General features: G+C 55.7%; 14 protein-coding genes. 11 read left to right on the top strand and 3 right to left on the bottom strand.

The features are described 5' to 3' along the window. The first annotated feature begins 11 nt into the window (after positions 1 to 11). The 6 genes from HPY71_05940 (at position 12) to HPY71_05915 (ending at position 6,160) form a co-directional block, all read left to right on the top strand. Entirely contained in the window at positions 12 to 857 is an 846-nt protein-coding gene (locus HPY71_05940; GenBank protein NPV53047.1) for an ABC transporter substrate-binding protein, read from the top strand. Between the two features lie 220 nt (positions 858 to 1,077). Continuing rightward, a complete protein-coding gene (locus HPY71_05935; protein ID NPV53046.1) occupies positions 1,078 to 1,833 on the top strand; it encodes an amino acid ABC transporter permease in 756 nt (251 codons plus the stop codon). After that, entirely contained in the window at positions 1,802 to 2,491 is a 690-nt protein-coding gene (locus tag HPY71_05930) for an amino acid ABC transporter permease (protein NPV53045.1), read from the top strand. The genes HPY71_05935 and HPY71_05930 overlap by 32 nt, the downstream gene beginning before the upstream one ends. Before the next feature lie 167 nt (positions 2,492 to 2,658). Further along, complete coding sequence (locus tag HPY71_05925) at positions 2,659 to 3,660, top strand: dihydrodipicolinate synthase family protein (protein ID NPV53044.1); 1,002 nt, start codon at positions 2,659 to 2,661, stop codon at positions 3,658 to 3,660. A 129-nt stretch (positions 3,661 to 3,789) separates the two neighbouring features. Beyond that, the gene (locus tag HPY71_05920; protein NPV53043.1) at positions 3,790 to 4,581 is read left to right on the top strand and encodes an aldolase; all 792 of its coding nucleotides are present in this window, start codon (positions 3,790 to 3,792) and stop codon (positions 4,579 to 4,581) included. Between the two features lie 52 nt (positions 4,582 to 4,633). Then, positions 4,634 to 6,160, top strand: a complete 1,527-nt coding sequence (locus HPY71_05915) for a hypothetical protein (protein NPV53042.1) — start codon at positions 4,634 to 4,636, stop codon at positions 6,158 to 6,160. A 95-nt stretch (positions 6,161 to 6,255) separates the two neighbouring features. Here HPY71_05915 and cadA read toward each other — a convergent pair whose 3' ends face one another. The 3 genes from cadA to HPY71_05900 all read right to left on the bottom strand — a co-directional run bounded on the left by cadA (position 6,256) and on the right by HPY71_05900 (position 10,039). After that, a complete protein-coding gene (cadA, locus tag HPY71_05910; protein NPV53041.1) occupies positions 6,256 to 8,271 on the bottom strand; it encodes a cadmium-translocating P-type ATPase in 2,016 nt (671 codons plus the stop codon). A gap of 241 nt (positions 8,272 to 8,512) precedes the next feature. Further along, positions 8,513 to 8,890 (bottom strand): helix-turn-helix transcriptional regulator, encoded by a 378-nt coding sequence (locus tag HPY71_05905; GenBank protein ID NPV53040.1) that lies wholly within the window; start codon positions 8,888 to 8,890, stop codon positions 8,513 to 8,515. Between the two features lie 564 nt (positions 8,891 to 9,454). Continuing rightward, entirely contained in the window at positions 9,455 to 10,039 is a 585-nt protein-coding gene (locus tag HPY71_05900) for a hypothetical protein (protein ID NPV53039.1), read from the bottom strand. 116 nt (positions 10,040 to 10,155) lie between these two features. Here HPY71_05900 and HPY71_05895 point away from each other — a divergent pair, with 116 nt between their 5' ends. From HPY71_05895 to HPY71_05875, 5 genes are all read left to right on the top strand, one after another. Continuing rightward, on the top strand, positions 10,156 to 10,605 hold the full coding sequence (locus tag HPY71_05895) for a D-tyrosyl-tRNA(Tyr) deacylase (protein NPV53038.1): 450 nt from the start codon (positions 10,156 to 10,158) through the stop codon (positions 10,603 to 10,605). A 12-nt stretch (positions 10,606 to 10,617) separates the two neighbouring features. Next, positions 10,618 to 11,448, top strand: a complete 831-nt coding sequence (locus tag HPY71_05890) for an amidohydrolase (GenBank protein NPV53037.1) — start codon at positions 10,618 to 10,620, stop codon at positions 11,446 to 11,448. A gap of 22 nt (positions 11,449 to 11,470) precedes the next feature. After that, positions 11,471 to 12,031: a flavin reductase family protein gene (locus HPY71_05885; GenBank protein NPV53036.1), complete on the top strand. Its 561-nt coding sequence runs from the start codon at positions 11,471 to 11,473 to the stop codon at positions 12,029 to 12,031. A gap of 132 nt (positions 12,032 to 12,163) precedes the next feature. Continuing rightward, the gene (locus HPY71_05880; GenBank protein NPV53035.1) at positions 12,164 to 12,406 is read left to right on the top strand and encodes a CopG family transcriptional regulator; all 243 of its coding nucleotides are present in this window, start codon (positions 12,164 to 12,166) and stop codon (positions 12,404 to 12,406) included. Continuing rightward, on the top strand, positions 12,396 to 12,824 hold the full coding sequence (locus tag HPY71_05875) for a PIN domain-containing protein (GenBank protein ID NPV53034.1): 429 nt from the start codon (positions 12,396 to 12,398) through the stop codon (positions 12,822 to 12,824). Before HPY71_05880 ends, HPY71_05875 begins: the two co-directional genes overlap by 11 nt. Positions 12,825 to 12,869: the final 45 nt, after the last annotated feature.

Here is a 12,869-nt window from a genome sequence, read left to right as displayed (position 1 = left end):
GTTCTAAGATTATGAAGACATCGTTTTCTGGGAAACCGTGGTTGTTATTTACAGTTGCAATTTGCCTAACCCTGCTGGTGGTTGGCTTCGCTACTTTTGCCTCGGCGAGCGATTCCCTCCTTGATACAATCAAGCATAGAGGCAAAATCATCGTCGGGGTTCAGACATCGGCTCCCCCGGCATCTATGGTAAATGAGAAGGGCGAGATCGTTGGGTTCGAAGTCGACCTCGCAAAGGCCATAGCCGAAAAATTGGGCGTCAAGGTGGAGTTCAAGCAGCTCACCGATGCAACCAGAATTCCATCGATCCAGCAAGGAGCAACAGATATCGTCATAGCGACGATGACGCATACTCGGGAAAGAGATAAGGTTGTCGATTTCAGCATAACCTACTTTGTAACCGGCCAGCGGATAATGGTGCCCAAGAATAGCTCCATCAAGGGTATTGCGGACTTAGCGGGCAAGAAGGTCGGCACGACGCGGGGCAGCACGAGCGAGCAAAATATTGCAAGAAAGCAGCCGAAGGCGAAGATCCTTGCCTTCGACGATATCCCCACTGCATTCTTGGCGTTGCAGCAGGGCGCCGTCGATGCCATATCCAGTGATGAAAGCGTATTGCTCTCCGTGAAGGCGGATGCGAAGAATCCCAATGCTTGGAAGGTTGTGGGTGAATACTTCAGCTCGGAGCCTTTTGGGATTGCGATGCGCGAGAATGACTCCAAGCTCCGCGATTTTATAAATAATGCCCTGATGGAGCTGTGGACAAGCGGGGAGTACCGGAAAATCTACGATAAATGGTATGGCCCTGGCACCAAGTATGAATTGCCGTTGAACTTCGAGATGGAAGTGTGGCCGTAAGCCGTAGACTGCGAGCTGTAAGCCATGAGCTAAGCCGAGCTCCATAACCCGAGTGACCTGATATACCCTTATACGGGGGTAGGCCGCAGCAGAGAGATAATAGTGCCAGCTTGGTGCGGGGGGTTTGCTCTCCGGCCAGAAGCCTGATAGAGGCTTGATCTGCTGCGGCCCCGGCCTCTGAAATTGAAAATGCGATGCTCGAAGACGGGGGGTTCGTCCCTTGGGACTGGACTTCAGTATACTGCTTGAAAAACCTTATTTTGAGTGGCTCCTGAGCGGCCTCCTGACCACCTTGAAGCTTACGGGGGTCGCGATCGCAGGTAGCACAGCGCTGGCCGTGATTCTGATAGTCTTGAGGATGTCGGGGCAGCGGGTCCTGGGTAGCATAGTAAAAGCATATGTTCATTTCTTTCGGAACACTCCGTTCCCTGTTCAAATACTGTTCTGGTACTTTGCGTTCCCCACAGTGCTTCCAGGAGGAGTGCGCACCTATCTCTACGATAGGAATTTCGAGTTCATAGCAGCCTCCGTAGCCCTGATCCTCTATACATCTGCCTATATTTCAGAGCACTTCAGGTCGGGGATAAATGCAATACCAAAAAGCCAGATGGAATCCGCCCTATCTACAGGGTTGACATATATGCAGAGCATGAGATACATCATACTGCCTCAAGCCTTCAGGCTGAGCTTGCCGCCCCTTATCAGTGAATACCTCAGCATAGCCAAGAACTCATCTGTTGCCATGACGATCGGGGTGGCTGAGATAACGGCGATGTCCCGGAGGGTGGAGTCTTATACCTTCAGGGCGTATGAGTCCTTCACTGTGGCTACGTCCGTATACTTGATCCTATCCCTCTTGACTTCGCTGGTTTTGAACTACTACAACAGCCGGGTCCTGAATATAGAGACTCGCAACGATAAGCCCAGAAAGAGGAGAAACAGGTATGCATTGGGGAACAGTAATGCGCTTCAGTAAATTCTTGCTCTCAGGCGCCTTCCCGGAGGGCCCCCTCGGCGGCCTTCTCTTGACGTTGATGCTTTCCCTGGTGGCCGGAGTGGCATCTTTTGCGGTCGGCCTGGTGTTTGGGTTGTGCCGGGTGTCGCGGTTCAAGCTTATCCGTATTATAGCGACGGTATACGTCGAGGTAGTGCGCGGTATCCCGTTCATAATGGCGCTGTTTTGGTTCTACTTCCTCTTCCCCAGGCTGGTCGGGCTGCAGATGACGGAGGTGCAGAGCGCGCTGATAGCTTTGACGTTCTTTTTCGGGGCTTATGCGACGGAAATAGTGCGTGCCGGCATATTATCTGTGCCCAGAGGCCAGACCGAGGCTGCGCTCGCTACAGGGCTGAATTCATTACAGTTGATGATTTATATTGTACTCCCCCAGGCCTTTCGCAATATGATACCATCCTTTGTCAACCTTTATGTAAGCTTGATAAAGGATACCTCCCTCGCGTATTTTATTGGGGTTGTCGAGCTTACTGGCGCCGCCACCCAGGTTATGAGGCGGGAAAGCGCGGCTACTTTCGAGATATTCGTTTTCATCCTCATGATATACTTGTTGCTCTGTTCGGCGTTGAATGCGCTAAGCGATAGACTCGAGCACAGGTTTGCAATAGCTGTAAAGCACTAATCCTGTGATACGTGTGTGTTATGTGGTGGTGCTGGTTGTGAATACAGGTTGTAGATACCGGTTGCACATATAGCGGTTGCACATGCCGGGCGGATGTTTGTGCGGGCGTGCGGGCAGCTGGGCGAGCGCCGGCACGGAGGGAATTTACGAAGGGAATGACGGTTTAGATGAGATCAAGGGTCGAAGGTATAGAAGGCATAATCGTGGCCATGGTCACGCCATTTGACGATGAAGGGTCGGTTGATGCAGCTTGCATCGGGAATCTTGTGGATTTCTTGATCGAAAAGGGCGTAAATGGCCTATACCCCTGTGGCACAACGGGGGAGGCGCTCCTCTTATCTACGGAGGAGCGCAAATATGTGGCAGAGAGCGTGGTCGAGGCAGCACGGGGGCGAGTCCCGGTAATCATCCATACGGGGCACATCTGCGCAGAGACTGCCATCGAGCTCACCCGGCACGCACGCGACATCGGCGCGGCAGGGGCCGGGATCGTGGCTCCCTATTTTTATAATGTCGGGGATGAAGGGATCTACCGGTATTATGCGCAGATTGCGCAGGCTGTGCCTGATTTCCCTCTCCTTCTCTATAATATACCTCAGTGCACGGTGAACAGGATCAGGGCGGGGGTCGTAAAGCGCTTGATGTCTGATTACCCAAATATCGTCGGGGTGAAGAACAGCACCGGCGACCTTGCGGAATTCCGCTCATTCGTGGAGCTGGCCCCGGCCCCGGACTTCTCCGTCTACCTCGGGTGTGACGGCCTGCTGCTGGCCTCGTTGTGCGTGGGCGGGAGAGGGGCTGTTTCGGGGAATGCCTGCGTCTTCCCTGAGCCCTATGTTGAGCTATATAGCGCTTGGAAGGCAGGCGACCTCGGTCGCGCCCGCGAAATCCAGAGGGGTATAGACGCGGTTAAGGATGCGCTGAGGGATGGCGGCGACATAAGTTTTTTGAAGAATGGGCTCAGACTGCGGGGGGTGGATGTTGGCGAGGTCAGGGCGCCCCTGGTGCGGGCCTCGGGGGAGGAAGTGGCCGCGTTGAAGCGTGCTCTTGAGCGGCTGGAGTCTGAGCAGCTGGGGGCGGCTGGAGGGGGTCCCGGGTATATAGGCAAAGACGAGCATATAGATAAGAACAAGAAGGCGCAGAAGGTGTCAATTGCGGCAGGAGAGTAGGATATTGTTGTGGAATAGTCTCTAGACGGTTATGGAATAGGCAGATTGCATGGCAAGGTCGTATCTCTGGTCATATCTCCATACTTTAAAGTAAAGAAGTCAGGTTGAAGAAGTCAGGGGGCTCAAAATGTGCTTCGAATAAACAGGGTAAAAGACCGGATCAGGACGGGGGAAACAGTCTATGGGCCATTCTTGAAATGCTCGGCCCCTCAACTCGTCGAGGTCATGGGCAACGCGGGGTTCGATTTCGTCCTCATCGATATGGAACATGGCCCGCACACCACGGAAACCGTGGAGGGGCTCATCCGGGCCGCAAACGTGGCCAATTTCGACGCTATAATCCGGGTGCCCGAGAATCGAGAGAATGCTATCCTGAAGGCTCTTGATGGCGGCGCGCACGGCATACTCGTGCCGCATGTGAGCACTGCCGGGGAAGCCAGGCAGGTGGTGATCGCTGCCAAGTTTGCTCCCGAGGGAGAACGCGGGATGGATATATACGCTCGCTCCTCGGGCTTCGGAGAGGTTCCAAAGGGCGATTACCTCAGGCAGGCAAATGAAACGACCCTCGTTGCCATTCAAATAGAGGGGGCCGAAGGTGTAAAGAACCTCGGTGATATTCTAAAGGTTCCCGGTATAGACGTGATATTCGTCGGCCCATACGATCTCTCGCAGTCAATTGGCATACCGGGCCAGATCGACCATCCGGACCTGGTGGCGAAGGTAAAGGAAATCGTCGACCTGGCCAGGGAGGCCGGGAAGGCTGTGGGTATATACGTTGATACCCCGGAGGCGGCGCGCAGGTGGCGAGCCCTGGGCGTCCAGTTCATAGCCATATCCGTGGACGTGGCCATCTTCGACCAGGCGTGCAGGCGGATGGTGGCGGATTTGAAAGAAGGCTCTGCATTTGCAATTAAGCATTGAGGTAAGAATATCCAGGGACGAATAGAACTAGGAAGAACTAGGAGCTGCGGGCATGGGGCAGGCTTGTTTGCTTGGCATAGACGTAGGAACGAGTTCATGTAAGGTTACGCTATACGGTATCCATGGGAATCTCATCGCGCAGGCGAGCGGGGATTACCCCGTGTCGCGGCCATCGCCCCTGGAGGCGGAGCAGGACCCGGCTGACTGGTGGGAGGCTGCGAGACGGGCGATCGCCGGGGTCCTGAACAGCCCCGGAGTGGATAGGGCGGCGATAAAGGGTATAGGCCTCAGCGGGCAGACCCCGACCCAGGTTCTTGTAGACAGGCAGGGTAACCCTGTAAGGCCCGCTATAATCTGGCAGGATGCGAGGGCCGCAGGCGAGGCGAGGTGGCTCAGGGAGGAGGTGGGCCGGGAGCGGTTGCAGTGGTTCCTGGGCATGGACCTTCCCATCGAGCCCACCTGGACCCCCGCGAGGCTGCTCTGGCTATCCCGCAATGAACCTGGGAGCTTGGAGCGGACCTATAAGATACTGCAGCCGAAGGACTATATAGGTTTCAAGCTCACCGGGGAGTTTTTTTCAGATTCATGGTCATCGAAGGGCCTGGTCCATCTCATAACAGGCCGGCCGGTTCATGAATACCTGGAGCTTGTTGGGGTAGATGCCGGCCACGCGCCAAGATGCTTCCGCCCATTTGAGGTTGCAGGTTACACGACGCCCGGGGCCGCGGAGGAAACATCGCTCCCTCCAGGGATACCGGTGGTTTCGGGCTGGAGCGATGCACTGTGCGGTATGCTCGCCCTGAAGGCCTTCAGCGGTCCAGCCAGGGGCTTCAACCTGTCCGGGACGTCTGAGATAGCGGGGGTCAGCTCGCGGGACACGGTGAGCGACCCGCTGGGCCTCGTGCCGGTGCCGCGGGAGCTAACGGGTGAGGTGGCGATCACCTACGGTCCAACCCAGTGCGGGAGCGATTCGTTGAAGTGGTTTATTGAGGCATTTGGGCCGCCGGTGACTGCGACTACATTCGACACATTCGACGAGCTGGTGCGGGAGGGCACCGCGAGTTCGAACTGGGGTTCGAGAGGCCCTATCATATTCCTGCCCTATTTGAGAGGGGAGCGTGCGCCCATATGGGACCCCCTGGCGAAAGGGGTCTTTCTCGGGGTGACCCGCGAGCACGGGAGGGCCGACTTCATAAGGGCCGTGCTCGAAGGGGTGGCATTCAGCGTCAGGCACGTCCTCACCACAGCGGAGGAGTCCTCCGGCGTCACGGCGACCTCGGTGGCCCTTGCGGGTGGTGGGGCCCGCAACGGGGAGTGGAGCCAGGTGAGGGCGGATGTGCTGGGCCGGCCCGTGGAGGTGCTGGAGGTTGTGGAGAGCGGGACCCTCGGGGCCGCTATCCTGGCCTCTGTTGGCGCGGGCATCTACGAGAGCGTTCGTCAGGCCACAGAGGGGATGGTGAAGATAGCGTCAGTATATGAGCCGTCTACCGGCGGACGTGGGGAATACGACGAGCTTTTCGAGGTCTATAAGGCTACCTACAGGGTTTTGAAAGGGTTGTTCCTGAAGCTTCATTCATAGCTCCAGTTTCAGTTCATAGTAGAATCTTTAGGGTGGGAGCAGGCCTACCACTGGTCCCCGCCTCTCGACCAGATGTGGCCTGCAACTGCGTCACTCTATTGCATCATCCTATTGCATCTCAGGGCCCTTGTAGCATTGAGGATGGCCAGGAGCGCGACGCCCACGTCGGCGAAAACAGCTTCCCACATAGTTGCCGCCCCTACCGCGCCCAGGGCTATGAAGGCGCCCTTTGTGGCGAGGGCGAGGGCTATGTTTTGGACTATGATTCCCCTGGTGCGGCGCGCGATCTCGACTGCAGTGACCAGCCTGGAGGGCATATCCTCCATTATGACCACGTCGGCGGCCTCGATCGCCGCGTCGGACCCGAGCCCGCCCATGGCTATCCCCACATCCGCCCTGGTGATCACGGGTGCATCGTTGATCCCATCCCCTACAAAAGCCAGCTTCTGGCCGTCTCTCCTGGCGAGCGACGACTCGAGCTCCTCCAGCTTTCCTACCTTGTCCTCGGGCAGGAGCTCCGCAAAATACCCATCCATGCGGAGCTTTGAGGCCACCATCCTGGCCACCCCCTCGTCATCGCCCGTCAGCATGATGATCCTCCTGGCGCCGAGGCGCCTCAGGCCCTGAATGGCCCGGGCGGCATCAGGCTTTATCTCGTCGGAGATGACGATGTAACCCGCGAATACCCCGTCTATGGCCACATACACTACCGTGCCCTCCACGTCGCAGGAGTCGTGGGGTATATTCTCCCGGTGCATCAGGCGGTCATTGCCCACGACAATTACCCTTCCATCCACGTGCGCCTTTATTCCATGGCCCGCGATCTCCTGGTAACCAACCTCCTGCTGTTGCCTCTGCCCGCCGCTAGCTTCCCCGCTGCCTTCCTCAAGGTAAGCCTCCCGGATCGACTTTGCTATGGGGTGGTTGGAGTGCGATTCCGCAAGGGCCGCAAAGCGCAAGAGCTCCTCCTTTGAGAAACCGTTCCTGGTAGCCACCTCCGAAACCCGGAACACCCCCTTAGTAAGGGTGCCCGTTTTGTCGAACACTACAGTGTGGAGGTGGGTCAGCGCCTCGAGGAAGTTGGCGCCCTTGACCAGTATGCCCTGGCGCGATGCCCCACCGATGCCGCCGAAATAACCCAAAGGGATGGAAACTACAAGGGCGCACGGGCATGAGATCACGAGGAGGACGAGCGCCCGGTATACCCATTCCCCAAAGGTGGCACCGGGCACCACCAGCGGCGGCACGACCGCCAGGGCGAGAGCGCCCGCGGTAACTACAGGGGTGTAAAGCCGCGAAAACCTGGTGATGAACTGCTCCGTGGGGGCCTTCCTGGCGCTGGCGCGCTCCACAAGGTCGAGGATTCTCGAAACAGATGATTCAGCGAAACTCCTTTCGATCCGGACCTCGAGGAGGCCGCTTCCGTTCATCATTCCACTCAATACCCTCTCGCCGGCCTCCACCTTTTTGGGGACTGACTCGCCCGTCAGGGCGGAGGTATCGACGAAAGACGCTCCCTGGATGACAACGCCGTCCAGTGGGATGCGCTCACCGGGCTTCACCACTATGACCTGACCTACTGCGACATCCCCTGGGGATACCCTCTGGATTTCCCCCTCGACTTTAAGGTTGGCATAGTCCGGCCGGATGTCCATCAAGGCCGAAATGGACCGGCGCGAGCGGTTTATGGCCATGTCTTGAAAGAATTCCCCCACAGCGAAGAAGAGCATTACCCCGACGGCCTCGGGGAGCTGGTGGATGAGGATGGCTCCGGCAGTCGCAATGGTCATCAGGAAGTTCTCGTCGAAAAACTCGCCGCGCGCCAGATTTTTTAAGGCGATCCATACAACCCTGCCGCCGACGAGGAAGTAAGCGACGAGAAACACGAGGTACTCCATGGAGGCGTATGGCGTCTCATGTAGGCGGCGCCTGAATATGAGGCCAAATATAAAGAGCGCGGCCGCGATAATGACGGTGAGGACCCGGTTCCGGTTGCCTGAGCCCTTCTCTTCGGAAGCGGCACCGGCTCCAGCCCCGGCAGCCCCGATCTTGGTGGCGGTGGCCCCGGACTCGTCACTTCGTAGCGGGCATTCTGTTGAAGTGCAACCCATTATTATCTTCCTTTCGCAATCGATTCATAATTGATTCCGCAATAATAATGGCCTTTGATAGAGCCTGGATAGTCCTGCTCGGAATCAAAATCGCCCGGATAGCCTCGCCCGTAAAGAAATGATGAAATCAATGAAATAATGAGAACGGCCCGGGTGGCCCTGCAGGAGCCGGTAGTCGGGGCCAGAAGCCGCGCTAGTTATCATTACTTGTTATTTATCCCTGATATCTATTCCCGGCAGATTATCTGTTCTCGGCAAAATGCTCCTGGGCCTGCCGGATGAGATTTACGATGTGGTCATCATCCAGGGAATAGTAGACCATCTTGCCCCCCCGGCGGTATTTAACGAGGCGCAGGGCCCTCAGGAGCCGGAGGTGGTGCGATATGGCCGGGAGGCTCATCTCCAGGAGTTGAGCTATATCGCAGACGCAGAGCTCTTCCTGGGCGAGAAGATAAAGTATCTTGGTGCGTGTTTCATCCCCCAGCACCTTGAATATCTCAGATAATCCTGCTACCTCCAAGAGCTTAGCTCTGAGGTGGGCATCTTTCCCGCTTTTCACGGGGGATGGGCAGAAATCGTCGCAGATGTCCCCATTCGAAGGAGAAGGGCTGGCGTTCATATGTGATAACATGCACCCCCGTTTGCCGAGTCACCGGAATATCAAAGGCCTCGGAGATTTAATAAAAACTTATAAATTAAGCAACCGTTTAAATAAACTATAGCTCGTTGTGGACCATCATGTCAAGGCCGGTCTTAAGCTTCTTTATAAGTTTAAGCTCGAGTATGAGATCGCGAAAGTGCCGTGCAACAAGGGCGTGCCACCTGAAATGGGATCTGAAAGGGCGGGGAGCTATATACAATTTTTAGAAGTAAATTTTTAGATCATGGGCTTGCCTCATTTATCCAGTTTATGGTATAATCATCATGTCAAATATGCCGGGGTTGGCAACAGTGACAGCAAGAGGTTAATAACCAGAGACTACAAGAGCCAAAGGAACCGGTGCTAAAACAGGGTAAGATAGATACATAGCTGCGTCTAGTAAAGACTGGTCAGGCAGGCGAGATTTCAAGGAATTTAGGGAGCGTGAATCACGTGGAAGACCTTCTAAAAGAGATCCTCAGCGAGATCAAGAGTGCCAAGTCCGACGTAAGCGATCTAAAAACCGGTCAGGCAAGGCTTGAGTCACGTCTTGACAATATGGAGTCGCAGCAAGCTAAGGTTGTATCTCGTCTTGATAATATCGAGGCGGGGCAAGATAAGCTTGCGTCCCGTGTTGACAGCCTTGCGTCTCATGTTGACGATCTCACTCCTCGTGTTGACGATCTCACTTCCCATGTTGGCGATCTCAGTTCTCATGTTGGGGATCTCAGTTCCCATGTTGACAGTCTCAGTTCTCGCGTTGATGATCTTAGTTCTCATGTTGACGGTTTGAGTTCCCGTGTTGACGATCTCACTTCCCATTTTGGGGATCTCAGTTCTCATGTTGACGATCTTAGTTCCCATGTTGACAGTTTCAATTCTCGCGTTGGGGATCTCAGTTCTCATGTTGACAGTCTCAGTTCTCGCGTTGATGATCTTAGTTCTCATGTTGACGATCTTAGTTCCCATGTTGACAGTTTCAGCGCTCATGTTGATAGTCTCACTTCTCGTGTTGACAATATCGAGAAGGGGCAGATACGACTCGAGACCCGCTTCGAAAATGAGGTCATTGATAAAATTCGCATACTTTTCGATGCGTTCCAGTCCCATGAGGATAGGCTTGGCCACATAGAGAATAGGCTGGAAGCTATTTCCACTGACACCCGCTATCTTGTCACTCGGGTCGCCAAGCTCGAGGAGATTGCTAGATAATCTCTCAATAGGAAAGCCGAGGAAAGTATTGAATGAGAGCCGTGATACAGAGGGTTCGCTCCGGTAGAGTCACCGTAAATGGCGCCGTGAAGGGCGAGATAGGGCGAGGGCTTGTGGCCCTCGTCGGCGTCGGGCGCGGCGACGGCCCGGAGGATGCCCGCTATCTTGCGGAGAAGACCGCGAACCTCAGGATATTCGAGGATAGTAACGGGAAAATGAATCTATCCTGTCTTGACGTTGGCGGGGAGGTGCTTGCTATCTCCCAATTTACCCTCTATGGGGATTGCAGGCACGGCCGGAGGCCAAGCTTTTCCGAGGCCGCGCCGCCCGATATCGCTACCGCCCTTTACGTCGCATATGTTCAGCAGCTGCGCGAGCAAGGGCTGGCAGTAGCTACCGGGGAGTTCGGAGCCATGATGCTCGTGGAGATTCAAAACGACGGGCCGGTCACGATCCTTTTGGACAGCAAGAAGGCCTTCTAAATGGTAGATGATATGGTCATTGATTTTCACACTCACTGTTTCCCTGACAAACTGGCGCGCCGCGCCATCGCAAAGCTGGAGGAGAGCGCCGGCGAGAAGGCATATCTGGATGGCACGGTCAGCGGGTTATTGAGGTCTATGGACCGGGCGGGGATCGACCTCTCCATCCTTCAGCCTGTGGCGACCCGGCCCGGCCAGGAACGCAGTATAAATGAATGGGCCTGGGCCTGCACCGCCCGGGCGCCGGGGAGGATACTCTCATTCGGTAGCATTCACCCGGATTCCCGGGACTGGCGCGACGAAATCCGGCGCATTGCGGACTACGGCCTGAAAGGGGTGAAGTTTCACCCCGACTACCAGGAGTTTTATGTCGATGAGCCGCGGGTGTTTCCGGTTTATGAGGCGCTGTGCGCTGAGGGACTGGTAATTCTGTTTCACGCCGGGATCGATATCGGGCTCCCCGAACCCTGCCATTGCCCCCCGGAGCGGCTGCGCAAGGTGATTCAACGCCTCCCCGAGGGGAAGTGGGTGGCGGCCCACATGGGTGGGTGGCGGTGCTGGGATGAGGTCGAGGCCGGTCTGGTCGGACAGCCCCTCTATTTCGATACATCTTATTCCTATCCGTGGCTTGGAGCGGCCCGCATGCGGAGCCTCATCCTGGCGCACGGTGTGGACCGTATCCTGTTTGGCACGGATTCTCCATGGGCGGACCAGGCGCAGGCCGTGGCCGAAATCCACGACCTCGGGCTACCCCTCGAAATGGAGAAGACGATTCTGGGCGGGAACGCAGCCGCGCTCCTCGGTCTGGGTGCCAATAGTAACGGAGGGATGGGGCAAGATTAAAGTTACATTTGGAGGGATATTTGTGGCGAAGAAACCTGTGAACCTAAGCGATGCGGTGACCCTGATAAACCACGGCCCCACGGTGCTGATCTCCGTGGATGATCCAGGGCTCGGCAAGCCCAACGTTTTCGCGCTGGCCTGGATCACGCCGGTGGGGTTCGAGCCCCCTGCGCTCGTGATGCTGGTAGGCGCCGGGAACTACTCCCACAAGTTGATCTCTGAGACAGGGGAGTTTGTAGTGAACATCCCCAATAGCTCGCTCGTGGAGAAGGTGGACTATTGCGGCAACGTATCAGGCAGGGACATCGACAAATTCAAGGCTGCCGGCCTAACGGCTGTTCCTGCGCAAAAGGTTAAGGCCCCCCTCGTCGGGGAGTGCATCGGCCACCTTGAATGTCGTGTCACGGAGACAAAACCCTGGGGTGAGGACACGCTCTTTTTCGCGGAGGTAGTCGCAGCATCGGCGGAGGAGGGGCTTTTCACGGACCGGTGGCATATGGGGAACCCTGATGCGAGGAGCATCCACCATATGGGCGGCCACTGGTATGCCGTGGCTGCTTCAGCGGTCGAGGTCAGAGCCTGATGAGGCCTTTGAAAGGGTTTGAGGAGCGGCTTTTCGAAGCTTTGAGTAACCTTTAGCTAAAGTGGCGAGGCGATGTAGGTCTTGACCTCCACGTAAAGGAGTGATACACTCATTTACGTGGAGGTGAGTTAAATGGATTACCAGAATATCACCCTTTCTATTCGTAAAGATTTATTGCGAAGGGTAAAGCACATTGCTATCGAGAGACAAACCTCGGTATCAGGCCTTCTGGCTAGGATCCTCGAGGATCTCGTTCAAAAGGAAGATTCATACAATAAGGCGCGTGAACACCATATTAGGATATTAAACGATGCCCCTGACCTCGGAACACATGGCAATATAACATGGGGGAGAGGGGACCTCTATGAAAGATAGTCCGGTGCTCCAATTCGTTGATACGAATGTGCTAGTCTACGCACATGATGTATCTGCGGGGGAGAAGCATGAGCGAGCCAAAGCCCTCATAACTGACATGTGGAACAGCGGTAACGGTTGTCTCAGTATTCAGGTGCTCCAAGAGTTTTACGTGACTATGGTCCGCAAGGTTGTAAGGCCACTCGAACCGGAAGTGGCATTTCAGGTCATATCTGATTTGTCCCAATGGAGGGTGCATGTACCTGATATCAGCGATATCCTAGGAGCTATTCGCATACACCAGCGGAACAAGTTATCATTTTGGGATTCGCTCATCCTCCGTAGTGCCAAAGCCCTCGGGTGCGAGGTCATCTGGACCGAAGACTTTAACTGCGGCCAATGCTACGAAGGCGTAAAGGCTCTGAACCCATTTTCTTAAAATCATTGTCCGGGTCGCGGGGCCCAATAGTCTAGTGGTTACTGT

The organism is Bacillota bacterium, assembly GCA_013178125.1.
GTDB lineage: Bacteria > Bacillota > SHA-98 > Ch115 > JABLXJ01 > JABLXL01.
Note: the sequence above shows the minus strand (reverse complement) of the source record. Positions and strands in the feature narration are given on the sequence as shown.

Coding starts and splice junctions, on each gene's coding strand:
- HPY71_05905 (NPV53040.1), bottom strand. CDS start 8,890: ATGAACGCCAGCCCTTCTCCTTCGAATGGGGACATCTGCGACGATTTC.
- HPY71_05895 (NPV53038.1), top strand. CDS start 10,156: ATGAGAGCCGTGATACAGAGGGTTCGCTCCGGTAGAGTCACCGTAAAT.
- HPY71_05925 (NPV53044.1), top strand. CDS start 2,659: ATGAGATCAAGGGTCGAAGGTATAGAAGGCATAATCGTGGCCATGGTC.
- HPY71_05915 (NPV53042.1), top strand. CDS start 4,634: ATGGGGCAGGCTTGTTTGCTTGGCATAGACGTAGGAACGAGTTCATGT.
- cadA (NPV53041.1), bottom strand. CDS start 8,271: ATGGGTTGCACTTCAACAGAATGCCCGCTACGAAGTGACGAGTCCGGG.
- HPY71_05940 (NPV53047.1), top strand. CDS start 12: ATGAAGACATCGTTTTCTGGGAAACCGTGGTTGTTATTTACAGTTGCA.
- HPY71_05890 (NPV53037.1), top strand. CDS start 10,618: ATGGTCATTGATTTTCACACTCACTGTTTCCCTGACAAACTGGCGCGC.
- HPY71_05930 (NPV53045.1), top strand. CDS start 1,802: ATGCATTGGGGAACAGTAATGCGCTTCAGTAAATTCTTGCTCTCAGGC.
- HPY71_05880 (NPV53035.1), top strand. CDS start 12,164: ATGGATTACCAGAATATCACCCTTTCTATTCGTAAAGATTTATTGCGA.
- HPY71_05875 (NPV53034.1), top strand. CDS start 12,396: ATGAAAGATAGTCCGGTGCTCCAATTCGTTGATACGAATGTGCTAGTC.